Source organism: Cognataquiflexum aquatile (genome assembly GCF_003316845.1).
Classification (GTDB): Bacteria; Bacteroidota; Bacteroidia; order Cytophagales; family Cyclobacteriaceae; genus Cognataquiflexum; species Cognataquiflexum aquatile.
The window spans coordinates 558,119-579,911 of record NZ_QMIK01000001.1 but is presented as its reverse complement, the minus strand read 5'-3'; the positions used below and the strand labels follow the sequence as shown (position 1 = coordinate 579,911).

The 21,793-nt window shown below is 38.7% G+C and carries 7 protein-coding genes; all 7 read left to right on the top strand.

Going from position 1 to position 21,793, the window contains the following annotated elements:
- The first annotated feature begins 715 nt into the window (after positions 1–715).
- The 7 genes from DQW11_RS02430 to DQW11_RS02395 all read left to right on the top strand — a co-directional run bounded on the left by DQW11_RS02430 (position 716) and on the right by DQW11_RS02395 (position 21,788).
- A complete protein-coding gene (locus DQW11_RS02430; protein WP_113922410.1) occupies positions 716–6,892 on the top strand; it encodes a S8 family serine peptidase in 6,177 nt (2,058 codons plus the stop codon).
- Between the two features lie 564 nt (positions 6,893–7,456).
- Entirely contained in the window at positions 7,457–9,646 is a 2,190-nt protein-coding gene (locus tag DQW11_RS02420) for a tetratricopeptide repeat-containing sensor histidine kinase (protein ID WP_232826656.1), read from the top strand.
- 166 nt (positions 9,647–9,812) lie between these two features.
- Positions 9,813–12,611 carry a tetratricopeptide repeat protein gene (locus DQW11_RS02415; RefSeq protein ID WP_113922407.1) on the top strand — a complete coding sequence of 933 codons (2,799 nt, stop codon included), beginning with the start codon at positions 9,813–9,815 and terminating at the stop codon, positions 12,609–12,611.
- A gap of 325 nt (positions 12,612–12,936) precedes the next feature.
- The gene (locus DQW11_RS02410; RefSeq protein ID WP_113922406.1) at positions 12,937–14,715 is read left to right on the top strand and encodes a patatin-like phospholipase family protein; all 1,779 of its coding nucleotides are present in this window, start codon (positions 12,937–12,939) and stop codon (positions 14,713–14,715) included.
- A gap of 401 nt (positions 14,716–15,116) precedes the next feature.
- Positions 15,117–16,898, top strand: a complete 1,782-nt coding sequence (locus DQW11_RS02405) for a cyclic nucleotide-binding and patatin-like phospholipase domain-containing protein (protein WP_198669826.1) — start codon at positions 15,117–15,119, stop codon at positions 16,896–16,898.
- Positions 16,899–16,928: 30 nt separating this feature from the next.
- Positions 16,929–18,296 (top strand): sensor histidine kinase, encoded by a 1,368-nt coding sequence (locus DQW11_RS02400; RefSeq protein ID WP_113922404.1) that lies wholly within the window; start codon positions 16,929–16,931, stop codon positions 18,294–18,296.
- 219 nt (positions 18,297–18,515) lie between these two features.
- Positions 18,516–21,788: an ATP-binding protein gene (locus tag DQW11_RS02395; protein ID WP_198669825.1), complete on the top strand. Its 3,273-nt coding sequence runs from the start codon at positions 18,516–18,518 to the stop codon at positions 21,786–21,788.
- Positions 21,789–21,793: the final 5 nt, after the last annotated feature.

Here is a 21,793-nt window from a genome sequence, read left to right as displayed (position 1 = left end):
AAATACTTTTTTGAGTTGATTCCCAGATTCTTTGGAGAAATTTCCCGATTTCATCTCACTTCCAAAGGCCTTTGTTTCTTCTCAGAGTTTTTAAGTGAGAAATAAAACTTCTTCTCTAATGGGAGCTAATTGTTTAGATAGATCCCATTCATTTTTTTCCATATTTAAATAGTTGTCAACGAAATTTGGAGAAAGTAAAGACCACATTCTTTCAGAATTAAGCCTGAGAAAAAAACTGCTGTGGAAATCTTAGTGTCAAAACTTAGTCTTTCAATGTGTTGATTCAATTGCAACCGTTTTTGATAATCAAAAAAAACATGACATCAGTCAGGATAATGGCTTGATTTAAGTCAAAAAAAAATGACCGATGGATAGGTTATTAAATTTAGAAATTTGGTAAAAAAACTTAAAAATAAATGTATTTTTTATTGTGTAAGTAATAAATAAATAAAATAGTTAAAATTTTTAACCGTTTTATTTTATTTTTTTTTCCGTTTGAATAACAATATAATTTTTCAATAGAACCTATAAATTTTATTTAAGATTATTTTCAAAATTTATTTCATATATTGGAAAGTCCTTTTTGTTAAAAGTAAATTGCAGTTTGTATCAAAAAAAGGACATTTTCAGGAATAGAGAAATTGAATGTTAATTTCATCTAAATCTTTCATATTAAAAAGAATTTTAACTCTTCAAACTTAAAAAAAACTTTCTAATGCGTAAACTTTACACATTCCGAAACTTACTGATGCTACTATTGCTTTTTGTGGCAAATTTTTCTTTCGCCACTGAAATTAGACTAGAGCAAGGTCAAAATGGTGGGATTGGTTTAAATCCTGTCAGCCCTATTAATTGGGCAACAGGAAATTCTAATGCTACCAACAGTAACTTCCTTGAAGGGCAATCTATTCCTTATCGCTTGACCATTGGGAAATTATGGCCCGGTCAGCACACTGTAGAGATAGAATGGGATACCAAATCAAACGGAAAAAACGCTATTGACTACATCACGAGTTTTGATAGAATCTGTGAAAATGTAGTTCCGAGGGCAGGAAGCCCAAATTTTGGAACAATTCCCGCCCCAAGCGGAATGCCTCAACCTTCTTCATCTTTCAATCAATTGCCTGATGCGCAAAAAAGGATTGCCATATATGGTGGTACGATAACTGATATTAGATATGTTCGACAGGACAATGTTTCTGGGGCTTCTGCTGTCACCAGATTAAGAATTTCTTTTTCCGTATCGGGAAGTTTTGGTTTTACAAATACGGTTGTTCTTGCTTGGGGAGGACACATTGCCAGTACTGAAGATTGGGGGGAAGGCAATACCGCTTCAAGAACTACTGGGGCAAACTTCAATACTAGGTTAAGGTCATTGAATGGAAAATCCCTCTTTGTCGCACGCTCCGTTCGTGCAGTTTCTGACCTCATTGCAAATGCCCCAAAATGTAATTTAATTGGTGAAAGTGAAGTTTGTGTAGGCGAACCAGTTACCTATCAAGTACCTGCAGGAGCATCTTCCTACAATTGGTCAATTACCGGACAAGGAGAAATAATTTCAGGCCAAGGTACAAATGCAATTTCTGTCAACTGGACAAGTTCTGGTAAAGTTTCTGTTGAAGTAAACAAAGGCCTTGCCTGCGGAAAAACTTCCTGCAGCTTAGATGTAACCCTCAATACTCCTCCGGTTTTGTCAGTTGTGGATGCGGTACTCTGCAGTACAGATAATGGTGGTACTACTGCTATTGCAAATTTATCCGATTATGTCACTTCGGAATTTGAAAACCTTGTTTTCTCCCATGGTGGTGAACAGATAGAGAATACTGAAGGATTATTGGTTACCAATGGCGATGTGATAGAAGTTACGGCGGTTGATGCTTGTAGTACTACAAAAACATTTACAGTTACTGTCAACGACCGACAGGTTTTTGGTATTTGCTCGCAAGGAAAAGTCTACGAATCAGTAGGTTCTGAATTAGCAGGCCTAAGTGAAATTTTCAAGAGGGGCCAAACCGTTGAAACCAATGAGATTTTCTATATAGTCGAAAATCAGGTTTTGGTAGAAGTCATCTATTTCAAAAACAAGTTTAATGAAGCCAAGGCAATTTTAGAAGCCGCTGGATTTGTGACTCCTAATGACGGAGAATTAAAGCAAGATCCCAATTCATTGATTATTTCAGGGTTTCTTCCAATCGAAAGACTTACAGAACTCAACCAGCCTTCGGATGCTATCAACTACATTCGTCCTGCTATCCCCCCTGTGCCAAATAAAGGTGCAACCACAACGCAAGGTGATCGTGTCATGCGGTCAAATTTAGTAAGGGCAGGATATACCCATTTTGATGGTGACCAGCCAATAGATGGGTCTGGGATAAAAATCGGGGTATTGTCTGATAGTTATGCAACCCGAAACGATGCCGGAGTCAATACTTTGGAGGCAGATATTTCCAATGGAGACTTACCAGAAAACCTTTATTTCTTCAGAGACTTACCAAGCAGATTTGGAAAAGGAACAGATGAGGGTCGCGCCATGCTGCAGATTATACATGATGTTGCCCCAGGAGCACAACTTGGTTTCCGTACAGGTGTGGTTACAGCAGGAGATTTTGCCCAAGGGATCCGCGACCTAGCGGCTGCAGGAAGTGATATAATTGTAGATGATATTACTTATGTCACCGAACCATTCTTTAGGGATGGAAAAGTGGCGAAGGCGGTTAATGAGGTTACCGCAAATGGGGTTTCATATTTCACCTCGGCAGGTAACTTTGGATCCAAATCTTTTGAAGGGGTATTCAATCCCTTTGATGACCAGACAAGTGAACTGCCTTTAAATAGTGGCAAGTGGACCGAAAGTGGACGTGTCCATCAATTTAGCGATGGAAAAACCACACAATCCATTAAAGTCTTTCCCGGACAAAATGGACCGGCGGTCTACATGATTGCCCTTCAATGGGATGATCCTCTCTATTCAATAGACCAAACAGGTAGTATTTATGACTTAGATATTTATCTTAAAAACTTTGGTGCTCCTCTTTTCGGATTTAACCGAAACAATGTGAACGGTGACCCTATTGAAATCCTTTCTTTTACAATTACCGAAGAAACCACTGTGGAACTATTGATAGCCAGAGAGTGTGAAAGTTGTACAGATTTGGATTCAAAAAGAGATATTAAATTCAAGTATGTGGTATTTAGAGGCGAATTAGACCCAAATGACCCGAATGGAATCAATGCTTCTACCATAGTAGGTCATGCAAATTCGGAAGGTGCAATGACCGTTGGTGCAGTACTTTATGCTAATACCTCTGTTTTTGGATTTGACCCCTCACTTGTGCCAAGTGGAACACAACCTTTTACTGTAGCCAATTTCTCCTCAAGAGGAGGGACAACCACCAATGATGAAGTAAGGGTTAAGCCTGATTTCACAGGTCCAAATGGAGGGAATACCACTGTAAATCTTGGTGCACCTGACCTGGAAGGTGATAATTTTTCAAACTTCTTTGGTACATCCGCTGCAGCACCTCACGTGGCTGCCATTGCTGCCCTGGTCAAGCAAGCCCGCCTTAAGTATTATCCGTCCTCAAATCCTACAAATTGGTTGGGTGGTCCCGGCATCAGTTTGCCGGCTGATATTAAGAGAGTATTGAAAACTACCGCGCAGGACATGCATGAACAAGGTGATGACTTTAAGTCAGGTTCAGGATTGGTACGGGCAGACAGGGCGTTGCTTTCATTGGCAGCACCAAATCCAGAAAATATAGAACTCGTTTATGAAGAGGGTGTTATTCTTGGGGAGGTTGAATTTAAATTGAAGATTAAAGGGACTAATTTATATGAGGGTTCAAATGTTTACCTGCGAGAGGAACTTTTGAATTCAACCTTCCAAGTAGATGATCAGGGTGCAGGCTTCCTTGAGGTGACTATACCACCTTTTGTGGGCAATCCGAATATCACCGTAATTAATAATTCGATTTCAGATAGCGGATTGGATGGAGGATCTTCAGAACCTGTATTTTTCTTGGATGTCGTTAAAAAAACCATTGCCATCCGTGCAGATAACCAAACCAAAAAATATGCACAAGTATTGGAGCCATTTACTGCAAGTGTATATGAAAGGGTGAATAACAATTGGGTGAATAGTTCACTGACTCTTGAAGAAGTCGGGCTAACCTTAAACCCTGACAATCAAAACAATTCTCTTTCTCCGCTGACACTTACAAGTCCAATCAGTGGTGATTTGGCTGAAGTGGGTACTTATATTATCACTGCTTCACATCCTCAGACAGGTTTTGCTTTCTCAGATTTTTACAATTACGTAGGTGTGGTACAAGAGGACGGGGATCTTTTCTATGACGGAACAAGCAATGCCTTTGGAAATTATGGTCCTGGGATAATTACTGTTGAAGCCTTACCAATTACCATCAAACCATTAGACCTGACCGGTGAATCTTCCTTAATATATGGTGAATCTATAAGTGATGCCTTAAAATTCGAAGTTATCATACCTGAGGAGTTGATTGAATTTGAGGGAAAAGTAAAAATAGCTGATGTCCAAAGTCTCAAAGATGCCATTCTGGCTCAATATTTAGAGGACCTCGCATTGGCAAAACAACAAGATGATAATAGTCTTCCTTTGGGGATTTTTAATGGTAGGACAATACTCAATAAAGCAAGTTTTGTCAACAAAAGCTTTATGGTAAGTGCCCGTACAATCGTAAATGGAAGGACTATAATCAATGCTCGCACCATAATCAATGGTAGACCGATTATCAATTCCGCTATTGATGTCCCTGTGGATTCTTTCCTTGATTTCCTTGAAGATTCTGAAAACCAAGAACTCAAGCCGGTAACTATCAATGCCAGAACGATGATAAATGCAAGGACAATAGTCAACGCTCGTACCTTGGTCAACGGAAGATCCATTATCAATGGCCGTACCATTATCAATGCACGGACTCTTCTCAACGGAAGGACCATTGTCAATTCCCGAACAATCGTCAATAGCGATGGAAGTGAGGAAAATGATGAGGAAGAAAACACGCTGGTCATTTTTGGTGAAAAAGACCTTGAACTAGCTGAAGAAGGAGAAAATCCGATCATTGGAAAGTTTTATGACTTCGGTGAAGAAAGTGAGGAAAACGATGATGATGATTTCAACCTTGAATTCTTCTCTGTCAATATGGTAACTGGTACAGATGTGGGTCAGCATTTTGTTATTCCTGGAACCTTTGAATCTCGAAACTTTATTGTTTCCTACTTACCGGCAGACCTTACAATTACACCCGCAACACTATCCGCTACGACGAGTGCCAATCCAAATGTTATCGGGTTTGGTGACACAGCACCGGATTTTGCTACAGAATTCCAAGGTTTTGATGTGAGTACTAAATTCCGTGATTCTGATGGCAATGAAGTGACATTGATGGATGACCAAGAATCGGTTATTGATTTTATCGGATATTCTTTACTGAAAGAAAACACAACTTTCCCAAGTAGCGGGTTAATCGGGGCAGGTATTTACCTGATTGAACCGGTAATTAGTCTCGTACAACCTTCCAACTACATCCTCGGAACAATCACCAGGGGTAGCCTCACTGTAAATAAATCAACTCCAACAGTATTTGTAACAGGAGGTGTGTTTGAGTTTGACGGAAAACCTATCAAAGCCTCAGCATTTGCCAATGGGATAGGAGGAATAGAGGATATACTTGATCCCAACCTGATCACTATAAAATATGAAGGAACAGGAAGTACAAAATATGGACCGACCAATTCAGCTCCTACACAACCGGGTACTTACATTGTTACTGCGAATTTTGCAGGGGATGCCAATTACAATTCTGCAAGTTCAGAATCCGAATCCTTGATAATTATTGGTTGTATAAATCAAGCACCAAAAATGGGTGAATTTAATACAGCAAAAGGTAGTGGCAGTACCAGTAATTCAGCTATTGTTAGGAGACCTGCCAATACCAAAATTGGAGATTTGTTGATAGTAGGATTGATGTTTGAAAAAGGAACTTCCCCTTCAATTACTCCACCTGATAGAAATTGGATCCTTATCCAAAGGGTAAATCAATCAAACCAAGTTGGAATGGCCACTTATTATAAAGTGATCAGAAGTAATAATGAGCCTCAATCTTACTGCTTCCGTATCAGTCAGAGTCCAAAATGGACCATGGGGATTTCAAGGATAAGCGGGGCAGATATCAACCATCCTCATGGTCCAATAGCTGCAGCCACAAGGGCATCAGGTTCTCCTTCATTCAATGCTACTGCTCCTTCATTGACTACAACAGATTGCAATACCATGGTGATGATGTTCTATTCGAATAAGAAAAACGCTACCTGGACACCTCCAACAGGAACCATCGAGGTTTATGATGATCCGAATAACCAACAGGGTTTAACTTCCAATATGATGTCTTATTTCATTCAAAGTGAACCTGGGAGAACGGGGGATTTAAGAGCGGTTGCCTCACAAAGTGAAAATTGGGTGGCTCAGGCAATTGCCATCAGACCTCTCGTTACTGGCTTGCAATCTGCAAGAACAGAACCATCTACTATCGAAACCATCACAGAAATGTCAATTTCTGAAGAAGAATCGACTCTGATGGAGGATGAAACTTCCGGAGTGTTGAAAGCATATCCTAATCCAGTGCGAGACAGAATAAACCTTAGTCTGCGTGGTCTAGTACAAGAAGAACCTAATCCGTCTTCTTTGGTGATATTGGATGCCATGGGAAGAAGTCATCAATTACCAAGTATTTGGTATGAAAATGAAAGCCGATTGGAGTTAGACTTCTCTCAGATGCATGTTGGTTTTTATATCATCAATATCAGAACCATAGAGGGAGTCAAATCAATACGGGTTGTCAAAAATCAACAATAGAATCAAGAATTATTGAGTTGCAAAGAAGAATGGAAGCTCCTTCCATTCTTCTTTGTTTTTTACAATCCGACCCTCCGAATAAAGAAACCAGTCAATCTATTTGCAGTTTATTTTTCTTTGGACGGATCAAAACCTCTCCCTAAAAAAATCTTAAGAAGAATAAATCCAAGACCCCTTCTTGAAAGCCACAAAATTTTGAGATCAAGTAGCTTTCATCTTTCGATTTGAAATAGATAGATTGTTAAAAAAAAGCGGCTTTGGTTTGACCTTGAAATCAGGTTTCGACCGTTGCCTTTCAATACGAAATATTTATCAGGAAATTGAGTGCATTTTATTAAATTTGGTCAAAATGACCTTAACCTTTGCAGCTGACGAGGAAAGTTTCGGGTTGAAAGTAAAAATCTTAGGAATAGTAATTAATTTCAGGACTTCAATTTAGATAAGACAAGTTTGGTTTTTTGGCCAATTATCTACAATTTTTAAAGGCAAGAGTATGATTAAAGAGTTTCCACAGTCTTACAAAGAAATAGCAAACAGCTTTCTCATAAGTATATGAATCGATTTATGGCTATTTTTAAATACTTACTCCTTTTACTTCTCTTTTCCTTTGTTTTTTTATTCGAAGTTTTAGCCCAAACCTCCAAGGCTGATAGTTTGTTGAATGCAATTGAAAAACTTGAGGATGACAGTATAAAAGTCTCCCATTATTTGGATTTGGGTCTTGAATATTTTGGTTCAGATTTGAATAAAGCCATTTTTTACCTTGATGAGGCTATCCTATTAGGAACTAAAATAAATTTCAAAAAAGGTCTCGCAAATGCACATAATGCAAAAGGCAGGGCATATGCCCAACAAGGGGATTTTCAGAATGCGATAATTAACTTTCAGGAAGCATTGGATGATTTCCGTGAAATTAATGATAAGACGGGGGAGGCAAATATCCTTAGCAACCTTGGTTCTATTTATTACATGTTAGGAAACAGTAGCAGAGCTTTGGAATTGCATTTCGAATCCCTTAAAATTTCCGAAGAACTCGATAACAAATTAAGAATCGGTACTTCCTTAAATAACATTGGAACAGTTTACCTCAAAAACCAAAGCACAATAGGTGAAGCTTTGACTTTTTTCAAAAAATCACTTGAAGTATTTCAAGGCATAGATCAAAAACCCGGGATAGCCACTGCCGCCATGAATATTGGCGAAGTGTATTACTTAGAATCCAAGTATGATTCTGCCATTTATTTTCATCAATTGGCGTTGGAACTTTGTGATGGCACCCTTGATGCGACTTTCCCCCTTACACAATTAGGTGAGATTTATGGTGAATTGGGTAACTTCCAAAAAGCATTTGGTTTTCACAGACGTGGTTTGGACATTTCAGAGAGATTGGATGCCAAATTTGAGCTGACTCAGGGTCTTCTTGGTTTGGCAAAAACTCAGAGACAAAAAGGAGATTTTGAGGATGCTATAAGTACCTTGGAAAGAGCCAAACTACTTGCAATAGAAATCGATGCGAAAAATGAATTGGTTGATGTGCATTTGAATTTGGCTGAAATACATGCTTCTATAGGAGATTATAAAGCCGCATATGAAAATGAAATAAACGCTAAAACTGTAAGGGAAGAAATTGCGAAATCAAGTACAGAGAAAATGATCCAACAACTTCGATTTGAATCTGAACTTGACAAAAAAGAAGCTCAAATAGAACTCCTCCAAAAAAATACCGAATTAAAAAATGCCGCAGTTTTCAACCAAAGGATTATCATTTTTGCTTCTTTGGGAGGATTGTTGATGTTTGTTATCATCAGTATCTCTTTATTCAAAAATAACCTCAGCAAGCAAAAAGCCAATCACTTACTTCAGGTTCAGAAGGAAGAAATCCATGCCCAGAGGGAAAAAGTGGAATCCGCTTATGACCAATTGAAATCTGCCCAAGCCCAACTTATCCAATCCGAGAAAATGGCTTCACTTGGGGAACTTACTGCCGGTGTCGCCCATGAAATACAAAACCCGTTGAATTTTGTAAATAATTTTTCCGAGGTAAGTGGTGAATTAGTAGAAGAAATCGAACATGAAATAGCCAAAAGCCCAGAAAAAAGAAACGACTCCTTGGTAAGCGAAATTTTGAAAGATGTCAAATCGAATCTTGATAAAATCGCCCACCATGGCAAGCGGGCAGATGCCATTGTAAAAGGCATGCTTGCCCACAGCCGTCCAAGTACAGGAGAAAAGGAACCTACAGATATCAATGCATTGTGTGAGGAATATCTGAGACTTTCTTACCATGGCATTCAGGCAAAAGACAAATCATTCAATGAAGAATCATTCCCGATAGCGATGGCCACTGAATTCGATTCCGGCTTACCAAAAGTCAATATCATTCCTCAAAATATCGGTAGGGTACTGTTAAATATGATGAATAACGCTTTCCAGGCTTTTGGCAATACTGATTCAAAAAGCTACATGGATAAAATTCGGAATTCCGAAATAAAACCAACAGTAACTGTTTCTACAAAAAACCTGGGTAATAAAATAGAGATAACCATAAAAGACAATGGTCCCGGTATCCCCGATGCCATCAAAGATAAAATCTTCCAACCGTTTTTTACCACCAAGCCGACAGGTCAGGGGACGGGTTTGGGTTTGAGTTTGAGTTATGATATAGTGAAGGCTCATGGAGGAGAGATTAGGGTAGAATCAAAAAGTGGTGAAGGCCTTACAGGAACTGCATTTACCATCACCTTGCCTGCATAAAAGGGTAGGGCCTTTCATAAAAAGGATGATAATTTGACCCTGCTTTTTTTATCAGAATATTTATCCTAAAAATTGAAGAAGACTTGACAGAAGTGCTTTTTTCAAATACCAACTTTTTATTTATATTTCAGAATATCAAAATCACCAAGCAAAAATTCGTCACTGTATGAAAAAAGTCTTTTTATGTTTCGTACTTATTGCCTTTTCCATTTTTTGTCAGGCTCAGTCATTGGAAATTGAAAAACTAAGAAAACAGATCCAAGAGTACACCAAACAGGATACTGTTAGGGTAAACATGCTGAATAGAATTTGCATAACCCCTCCATTAGTTTCCGAAGATGATATGGAGCAATTTGCTTTAGAAGCACTCAACCTTTCAAAGGATTTGGATTATCTATCAGGTCAAGGCTATGCCCACGTAATATTATCAAGAGTTAACCTACTCAAGGGCAAAAATGAAGCAGCGCTAAAATATTTCCAACTAGCTGATTCCTTGGCAAAATTTACCGAAGATCAATCACTGCAGTGGCAGGTATTTATATTAAAAGGGAATACTAATGAATCAAGTGGGGATTTAAGGGAGGCACTTTCCTGGGGAATTAAAAGTGAAAACCTGGCAATAGAAATCAATAATAAAGAATACATACTTCGTTCACAATATTTTCTATCTAGTGTATATGCAAGTCTTGGAGACTTGGGGAAAGCAATGGACTATGGTATGCAGTCTTTAAAATGGGTCCAAGAACAAGCTAATGAGTATTTTTTATATTCCTCATATTTAAATTTAGGTAACCTGTATGCACAGATAGGGGATCATGATAAATCAAATGAATATTTTCAAAAACTACCTGATCTGATCAAAAAACTTGGATTAGGAAACAACCAACTCAGTACTCTTTATAATGGTTTAGGGGAAAATTACAGGCTTACACAAAAATACCCTGAAGCCCTTGGTTACTATAAGCGGGCCCTTTCCAGTACAACCATTCCCCTTAACAAGTTGCTTTTTAAAGGAAACATGGCTGACGTGTACATCCACTTGGACAGTTTGCAGCTTGCATTTGATAATGCCTATCAGGCATTGCCTATTGCCAAAGAATTGGGTGCGACTGATTTGGAATCATGGATCTATGGCATTCTTTCCCGTGCACATTTTAAGGAAAACAGGGCTGACAGTGCTTTATATTATGCTGAAATGGGCTATGGTTTGGCAGTCAAAACAAGGTATATGGAAGATTTGAGGGAAAATGCTAAAGCATTATCAGAAGCATTTTTGCTTAACAATGACTATAAAAACGCATACACCTACAGGAACCTATACATCAGTTACAGGGACAGCATGCAAAGTGATGAAATCAGAAACAGATCAACTTTGCTGGAGCATAATTACGAAATGCAACTGAAAGAAGATGAAATTGCCTTGCTCAATGAGCAAAGGAAATTGCAGCAAAATTTCTTGATCAGTGCCTTGATTGTATTGGGACTAATTTTGATTACTGCTTTTCTTCTCGTAAGAAATATCCGTCAAAAACAAAAAGCTAACCGCCTCCTACAGCGGCAAAAACTGGAAATAGATGAAAAGGCAAGGCAGCTTGCCATTCAAAAAGACAGTCTCGAAAAATCATATAACAATGTCGAGTTACTCGGTGAGATAGGTAGACAGATCACTGCTTCATTATCAGTAGACAAGATCATTGGTACCGTTTACAACAATGTAAATGGGCTAATGGATGCTTCCATATTTGGCATAGGGATTTACCATGAAGAAACCAAAACCTTGGATTTTCCCTCTACCTATGAAAACGGGGAACCATTGCCTCCGTATTCCAACTCCATCCAAGACCCCAATAGACTCGCTGCACTTTGCTTTAACAGCGGAAATGAAATCGTCATCAACGATCTGAACGAAGAGTACAGCAATTACCTTCAAAAAATGCCTACGCCTTCCGAGGGGGAAGTGCCTGTTTCTCTCATTTATATTCCATTGAAAGTAAAAGGAAAAATGTTTGGTGTAATCACGGTGCAAAGTTTCAAGAAAAATGCATTTACCGATTACCACCTCTACATGCTGCGCACGATTGCTTTGTACTCAGCCATAGCACTTGACAATGCAGAATCTTTTCTTAAACTGAGTACGACGATAAATACGCTCCAGGAAACACAAAAGCAACTCATCCAATCAGAAAAGATGGCATCGCTGGGTGAGCTTACTGCCGGCATTGCCCATGAGATCCAAAACCCCCTGAATTTTGTGAACAATTTTTCTGAAGTGAGCAATGAACTGATTGAAGAGATTGAAGAAGAAAGAGCAAAAAGCCCTGAATCAAGAGACGAAACATTGGTCAGCGAAATCCTTGGTGACATCAAGCAAAACCTCATCAAGATCAAGCACCATGGCAAAAGGGCTGATTCCATTGTGAAAGGAATGCTCCAGCACAGCAGAACGAGCTCAGGAGAGGCTATTCTTACCGATATCAATACACTTGCAGATGAATTTCTTAGACTCTCCTATCATGGTTTAAGGGCAAAGGACAAAACATTCAACGCAGATTTCAAAATGGATTTTGATCCTGATTTGCCAAAAATCCATGTCGTACCACAGGACATGGGAAGGGTATTTCTCAATATCATCAATAATGCATTTTATGCGGTCGACAAAAAATCAAAATCAGGAATTCCTGATTATAAACCTGCGGTGGTAGTACAGACCAAAAAACTTGACAAAGTGGTCGAAATAACCATCTCTGACAATGGTTCAGGTATCCCTACAGACATCAAAGACAAAATCTTCCAGCCTTTCTTCACCACCAAGCCTACGGGACAGGGGACAGGATTGGGGTTGTCTTTGAGTTATGACATAGTAAAAGCTCATGGCGGAGAAATAATCGTGGAATCCAAAGTTGGAGAAGACCAATCTGAAGAACAGGGAGGCACATCATTTATTATCACCTTGCCTCTAGCCTAAATTGATCATCCAATATTGAATTCCTTTTAAGCGTTGCTTATCAACCCATTAATTTGACAAGGAAAGTTCATTTTCCTATCAATTAGAGATTCATTTTTGAAATATGTAAGACAAAGAGCATCGGGAAATACCCTAGTCCTGACTTAAGTTTATGGATCTTGTTTTAATATTTATTCAAAAAAAATCGATTCATGGATAAACATTAAAAACCAACCACTTAAAAAATAAGCTTTTGGTGCTTTCCTATTTACATATATTTTAAACAGCCTTATACTAAGCAAATTTTAAACAGCCTTATACTAAGCAAATTTTAAACTTTAACATATTGAACCCAAATTTAAGCCACAATCCACACAACCGTGCCATTCTCCTTCGCCTATTTGGTGAACTGGATGACGAATTATTGACTCAAATTCTCGAAAAAGGCAAAGTCCTTGAACTGGACACCGGATCTTTTCTTTTCCATCAAAGGGATAATGACAACTCGCTTTACATAGTATTGTCCGGTAGATTCCGGGCACTTGCCGAGCAGAGTGACGGGACTTTGCATGCACTTGGGGATATAGGAGAGGGGGAACCGATAGGTGAATTTGCGCTTTTTATGGCAGAACCCAGATCTGCCTCAGTAGTTGCCATCCGAAAGTCCATAGTGTTGGAGTTGAAGGAAAAGGAATACCATCAAATAGTCGCAAGCCATCCTGCTTTCTCAACCAAGTTAACCCGATTTGTGGTCAATAGGCTCCGGAGAAACAGCCTGCAGCAACACCTGGAAACTTCTGCCAAAAATATTGCCGTCATCAATCTCCAATCAGGTAATGACATAACAGAATATACAGAAGCTATCAAAGCACAGTTTGAATCCCTGAATGTGAGTATTCAGATTTTGGACCATGATTCACATGCCAATCTGGAATTGCAAACCATGTATGATACCCTGGAGCAACATGATGGATTGAATTTTTTAGTAAGCAGTGATGAGGACTTGGCTTGGTCCCGTCAATGCATCATTTATGCGGATTTGGTTGTGATGGCAGCTGACTTTTATGCAGACAGCAGTCTTCAGGAAATTGAAAAACAATTGGATCTATATTCAAATAATATACTTAATAAGAAAATCTATCTTTTACTGCTTCATCCCGAAGATGCTAAATTTCCCCAAAATACCAGAAGATGGTTTGAAAACAGAAAAATAAACCTTCACATCCATTACCGCAAAAATTACGGGCCGGACATCCGACGCTTTGCCAGGATTCTTGCCAATAAAGCCATTGGACTGGTTCTTGGAGGCGGTGGGGCAAAAGGATTTGCGCATTTAGGTGCTATTCTCGCACTCTATGAAGAAGGATTGGAAATCGATTTTTTGGGTGGGACAAGTGCCGGAGCCCTCTATGGACTCACCGCTTCATTTTCCGATTTTGACAAGGACAGGATTCATCATTATAGCAGGGAATCTGCCGAAAGCAAACTTACCTCCAATGATTTTACCATTCCTTTATTATCCATCATGTCAGGAAAAAAAATGAGCAACTACGTGAAAAAAATGATGGGTGACACTTATTTAGAGGATTTTTGGGTGGGGAGTTATTGCGTTTCTACAAATTATTCCAATTCCACTATTAAAATTCATGAAAGAGGGCTTGCCAGAAAGCAAATCGAAGCAAGTATTGCAATTCCGGGGATTTATCCACCTGTGGTCATTGACAATCAGCTCCATGTAGACGGTGGTGTTGTAGACAATCTCCCTATCGAGACCATGTACAAATATCCTGTCCGGCATATCATTGCCATTTCCCTAAGTCAATTGAGGACCCAAGAGGTGGATTTTGATGAAACACCCACAGCTTCAAAGCTCATTTGGAATAAAATCGCCGGAAAGAAAAAATACAGAATTCCGGGCATCAGCTCTATTTTGGTTAATTCCTTAACTTTAAATAGCAGACAAAAACAGGAAATGACAAAATCCGGCGTGGCAATTTATCTCGAAATGGAACTCAAAGGAATTGGGATGCTGGACGATACCAAGTGGAAGGAGATTGTCAAAAAGGGACATGATCAGATGAAAAATGCTCTGGAAAATTTTCCCAAGGAAAAGAGATTTTGGTAAGCAAAAATTGGTGATATTGTTTTTCTAATACCTAAAAAAAAGCATTCAATAGCCTGATTTGATGCAAATTGATCTCACCTTACCCTTTTGAGTTCGTTGCAAAGAAACCAAATTAGGACAGATAATAAATCATTTTGATTTTGTATATGAATTCTTTGGTGTAAATGGAAAGACATACAGATTTCAAGGTTTACCTTTCTTTTACAATTTACTTCACTTGCTTATGGACATGTTTACCACATCTCCTCAAACAAAAAAAAGATTCATCTCCAGATTCTGTCAAAAAGCCTTCTTAAATATGGCAAAACAGAGAAAACACACAATATGTGAAACAGTTTTTCCAATTAATTTACTTTTTTAGGAAAAATCCACATAAATTAAAAAAAATAAAATCGATGGCAATGAAAAATAAATTTGATGATCATTACCGAGAGCTCCTTAGCAATCTTTTTGGGGAAATGGAAGAAAGTAGCCTTAGGCAGATTTTTGAAGGAGGCATAAAAACAGAACTTGACGCAGGCAAGTATTTGTTCCGACAAGGCGATAGCGAAAATGATCTATATGTTGTTTTATCGGGCAGATTAAGGGCAATCAACGAGGAAAAATCCGGTATTACGATTTTAGGTGATATTGCTGAAGGTGAACCTGTGGGTGAACTTGCTCTTTTTACAGATGAGCCTAGAATGGCAGCAGTACTGGCGATCCGAAAATCTGTGGTATTGAAAATCAGCAAAGCAGAATATCATGCCATAGTTGCCAAAAACCCTCACTTTGCTTCTGCATTGACAAAATTTGTAATCAACAGAATGCGCAGAAATGTACTTGAACAAAAGGTTGAAGCCATTCCAAAAAATATTGTTTTCATTCAGCTCCAGGAAGATTACGATCTTGGCCCATGGATAGATGAAATTAAAATTAACTTGGAAGCTCTTTCTATTCAGACACAGGTACTGGATAGGGCTTTTAATAAAAATGATGGTTCCACACCTGCCTTGGAGCTTATGGAATCCCATAATGGAGTCAATCTATTGGTATGTAGCGGTAAAGATTCAGAATGGACGAAACAATGCCTGCTATATGCGGATTTGATCATTCTGGCCTCGGATTTTCATGCAGATTCCAAAATCTACGATATAGAAAAGAATCATAAGCTTTATGAAAATAACATACTAAACAGAAAAAAATACTTGTTGCTATTGCATCCTGAAAATAGCCCTGTTCCTGAAAATACTGCCCGCTGGTTCAAAAACAGGAATATCCATTTACATATCCATGCCAGGAAAAACAACAATACGGATATGAGGAGGATTTGCCGGATAATCACGAATCAGGCTGTAGGTTTGGTCCTAGGGGGTAGCGGCTCAAAAGGTTACGCCCATACCGGGGCAGTGAAGGCCCTATTAAAAGCAGGTGTTGAAATTGATTTTCTCGGAGGTTCAAGTGCCGGTGCACTTTATGGAATCGGAATGACCTATTCTGAATTTGATTTTGATAAAATCAATGAAATCTGTGAAAAATCAACTTCTGATGAATTTGGAATAAATGACTTTTTCCTAACCTTCCTTTCAAAAAGCAGCGGAAAGAAAATCGGTGAATTTTCACGCAAAATTTTCAAAGAGACAAATTTGGAAGACCTTTGGATCACTTCATACTGTGTTTCTACCGATATGTCAAAAAATGAAGTCAAAATCCATAATACCGGATTGGTCTGGCAACAGATTCAGGAAAGTTTTTCATCTCCCGGAATCTTCCCTCCTGTAGTGGTCGAAAATCAGGTGTATGTGGATGGTGGATTATCTGAAAATATCCCAATAGACCCCATGTATCGCTATCCTATAAAACATATCATTGCTGTTTCTCTGACAGGTTCAGAACCGGAAAAAATTGATTTAAACAATCTTCCTTCTGTATGGGACCAAATCAAAGGAAAGTTCAAAAAGAAAACACAGCAAGACAACCCTGTTGCTACAACTGTCATGCTAAACTCAATGACCTTCAATCCAAGACAGCGTGAGGAAATCAACAAATCAAAGGTGTCTCTCTATTTTGAAATCAACCTCAGGGCGGTAAGCTTGTTGAATGATGCCAATTGGAAAAGAGTGGTCAAAAAAGGAAATGATCAAACGAAATCCTATCTGGAAGAACTGCCTGTAGAGGAGAAATTCTGGATAAAAAATTCCTAATGACTACTGATTAAGAAATAAAATAGGATTATGATTTTAGAAAATATCATTTCGATTTTCATCATAAACTATCTCCGCAAAAACAGAGAATTAACTGTTGATTTTTCTAAATGGGAGAAGTTGCTCAAAATAGGAATAGGAGTAGGAGCGGGGCTTATATTTTTTGAGGTGACCCACTTATTACCAAATTCTTTGCTGGTAATTTTAACAATCATTTTGTTTGGTGGGGTCACTTACCTTTCCTACAGGGTACCGGGTTTTTCTAAAGGAAAATCTTTGGTCTATGCCATTCTTCCATACATGATCATTTCTTTTGCTGGTCAATTGATTGAAATTGTAGGTACTGATTTTTTTGAAAAGATCGAAAATTACTTTGAAGCAGCTGAATTCTTTGCCATACTTTGGGCCTTATCCATATGGTGGAGCGGCAGAAAACAGAAAAAAGCACTGGAGATAGAACGGCTCAAAGCCTTAGAAAAGGAAAAGGAGTATGAGATTTCTCAAAAACTTAAGGCCGAATTGGAAATTCAAGTAACCGCACGTACTGCCGAACTTACCCGGCAAAAAGAAGAACTTGAAAAAACTTTAACTGAACTGAAGTCCACCCAAAGTCAGCTGATCCACGCTGAGAAAATGGCTTCATTGGGAGAACTGACTGCCGGAATCGCTCATGAAATTCAGAATCCACTCAATTTTGTCAACAACTTTTCTGAAGTAAGTGAAGAACTGCTTCAGGAACTTCAGGAGGAGCTGGACAAAGGGGATCTTGAAGAAGCCAAAGCCATTTCGCTGGATGTCATCGAAAACCTCAAAAAAATCCATCACCACGGCAAGCGCGCTGACGGCATTGTCAAAGGGATGCTGCAGCACAGCAGGACAGGATCCGGGCAAAAGGAACCGACTGATATCAATGAATTGGCAGATGAATTCTTAAGGTTGTCCTACCATGGATTGCGGGCCAAAGACAAAACCTTCAATGCTGATTTCAAAATGGATTTTGATCCGAATTTGCCGAAAGTAGATATCGTTCCTCAGGATATTGGTAGGGTTTTATTGAACCTGATCAACAATGCTTTTTACGCCTGCGGAAATTCTGAATACAGAAAAAACCATTCAGATTTAAAACCCACGGTAACTGTTTCTACCAAAAACCTTGGAAAAGAAATACAAATCAATGTCTCTGACAACGGACCCGGCATTCCCGAGGACATCAAGGAAAAAATATTCCAACCATTCTTTACCACCAAACCTACAGGTCAAGGAACCGGATTGGGACTTTCATTGAGCTATGATATCATCAAAGCCCATGGAGGTGAAATCAAGGTATTTAACAACCCTAAAGCAAATGCAGGGGAAATGTCAAAAGGGACAACATTTTCTATATTATTACCGGTCTGAGGAAAGGCACTTTTAATCAAACATTGATTTTCCGCACCAATTATTTTTGACCAAAAAACAAAAAAGTCTAACAAAGAGAAGCAATTAAAAACTTATTTGTATTGAAAAATCAAATTCAAGAAGAAAATACTGATTTGACAAGCCATGTAATTGACTTGCGAAATTCCATATATCAATTAGATTATGTATTTTTCTATCTTGAATGATAGCGCCACCCATATGGAAATAACCATACGCCCAAACCAATATTTAACCAAAAGCAAAAGCTTTTTTATAATCACCCTGTTTTTTTTCATTTTTCATCAGACCAAAGTATTTAGCCAATCCAATCCGGAACTCGGATATCCTTTGATTACCAATTATTCTCCCAAAGACTACAAGGGGCATGGTCAGGTATGGGGGGTGATCCAAAGTGACAATGGGGTGATGTATTTTGGTACTTCTGCCGGGATTACGGAATATGATGGAGTGAATTGGAGGCAGATAAGCATTTCAGATTCAGTTATTTTTCAAACTGTTCGGGGATTTGAAAAAGGTAAAGACGGAAAGATATTTTTTGGCGGAGGGCAGAATTTCGGATATATTGAATTCGATGATTATGGAATTGCCAAGGCATTTTCATTATTAGAATTGGTAAAACCTGAATTTAGAAATTTCTCAGATATTCGATCTATCAATCTTAAAGGCGATTTCCTTTTTGTACAATCAAAAGAGTACTTCTTTAGGATCAACCTAACAAAGCTTTCAGAAGGGGGAGAATTTAAGGCTTGGAAGGCTGATTCTTTTTTTGTTTACAGTATGATTTTTGAAAATGAATTATACATCTTCCAGCTGGAAAAAGGGCTTTATCAACTTAAGGGCGAAAACTTAGAAATTGTACCCGGTTCAGAAATTTTTAAAAATACACGCGTTTATATTATGCTCCCTATTCCTGACAAAGAAATAGGAGATTTCAAATATTTGGTTGGGACTGCAAGCGAAGGTTTTTTTGGGTTTACCGGAAAATCATTTGTCCCTTTCAAAACAGAATTAGATCCATTATTAAAGGACCAATTTTTATATAGAAGTATCACCCTTCCGAATGGAAATTTTGTGGTTTCCTTAATTGGAAAGGGTATTTTCATAATGAATCCCGAAGGAAAGGTCCTAAGGAATATTAATTATGAAGCAGGACTCCAGGATGAATCAGTTTATTGGTCCTATTTAGATTCGTCAGATATGCTGTGGTTGGGATTGGACAATGGTATTTCCAAAGTGGAGTTAAGTCCTTCGATTACCACTTTTTCCAAACAATCAGGTCTAAAGACAGGGATTTTATCCATTCAAAGGGTTCAAGAAAGGTTGGTGATAGGAACGCCAATTGGAATTTCCACCTTAAATAATAATTCCGGAAAATTCGAACAGATTGATTTCGGTGGGGGAACTCAAGTTTTTGACATGTTGCCTATTGGTGAGGATTTGATTTTTCGAACTATAAATGGGATTGGGGTATTAAAAGGAGATTTGCAAATTGGATACGAGTTAGCTGACAGTTGGCTTAGTGGATCAGTATTTTTGAACTCAAAGCATTTGGACCAAAGAGTCATTGTGGGCAGTGGCCTTGGTGTAGCAGTAATCAGAAAAAAAGCAGGCAGCACTAATTGGGAAAAGGAAGGTCATTTTCCCGGAAACTTTCATGGTGTTTGGACCTTGGCTGAAACCAAAGAGGGGGATATTTGGGCTGGAACCCAATCTGGTTATGCTTATAAAATAACTCCGGTGTTAGATCAAGAAGGAAACCTTGATTTTGCAAAATCAAAAATTGTGACATATGGGGGAGAAAATCAAGAAAAGGCAGGAGATGGAGTGATTTATGGTGTAGCCGGCAAAATTTTTTCCCTGTCTGAGAATGGGTTTTTTTCTTACAATCCTGAATCTGAAAAATTTGAATTGGATGATACTTTTGGAAAAATTGAGATTGATTATTCCTCTACAGATAATTTTAACTTGAAGGAAGATGAATTAGGGCGTGTTTGGGTTACCATCAAGAATAAAATTCGTTTGGCAACACCATTACCCAATGGGGGATATAAACTGGAAGATGATCTATTTAATGGGTATCCTTGGGAGGACATAACCACAATTTTTCCCGAAAGAAATGGCATTGTTTGGATCGGTAGTGGCGATGGTTTGGTCAGAATGGAGATCCAAAAAGAAAAATCAGTGCAAAGGCCTTTTTCTATTCTTTTGCGTCAAGCAATCACAAAAACAGACACCCTCAGTTTGGATGCAGCCGATGGTATTTCTCTCCAACAATCCAACAATTCCTTACGGTTTATGTATGCTGCCCCATTTTTTGAGCAGGAAGACAGGACTGTATATCAAACTTATCTTGAGGGCTTTGATCCTGATTGGACAGATTGGGGCACCAATTCTTATAAGGAATACACGAATCTGGCCACAGGTACTTACACTTTCCGGGTTCGCGCCAAAAACCTCTACAATGTCATCAGCGAGGAAGCCACCTATACTTTTACCATTCTTCCCCCTTGGTATGCCACTTGGTGGGCTTATTTGATTTATTTGTTTTGTGTAGTGGGGATAGGTTATCTCATTTACATATCGCAAAAGAAAAGACTATTAGCCAAAGAGAGGGAAAAGTCCCGGGAGAGAGAATTGGCTCAGGCCAAAGAAATTGAAAAAGCTTATGAAAACCTCAAAGCCACACAGGAACAATTGATCCAACAGGAAAAGCTGGCGAGTTTGGGACAGTTGACCGCCGGCATAGCCCACGAGATCAAAAATCCACTGAATTTCGTAAACAATTTTTCGGAGCTAAGCATGGAGTATGTCGACGAGATCAGTGAATCAGTTGAAAAGCTGGACCAAAATGAAACCACCGAAGATATCAAATCCCTTCTTGGTGATGTCAAAGGAAACCTGGCAAAAATCTTCCAACATGGTTCTAGGGCTGACGGCATAGTCAGGTCGATGTTGATGCATTCCCGTGGTGGTAAGGGCATCAAAGAACCCACCGATTTGAATGAGTTGATCAAGGAATATGTCAATCTTGCTTTTCATGGAATGCGTGCGAGCAAGAATCCAATTAATGTAGATATCAAAGTCCAGTTAGAGGAAAACCTTCCCAAAGTCATGCTCAATCCTGAGGATTTCAGCAGGGTGATTTTGAATCTCTGCAAAAACGCCTTTGATGCCATGCGTGACAAAACAGAACTGCATGGAAAAGATTATCTCCCCAAACTTTCTGTAAGTACCAAAAACCTGGAGGACAGTGTAATGGTTGTCGTAGAGGACAATGGTCCCGGAGTACCGGAAGACATCAGGGACAAATTGCTGATGCCTTTTTTCACCACCAAAAAAGGGACGGAGGGAACCGGACTAGGACTCAGTATTACGCATGATATTATCAAAGACCACGAAGGAGTTTTGGAAATAGACTCTATAGTGGGAGAATACACCAGATTTATAATTTTAATCCCCAAGACCCAATAAATTTT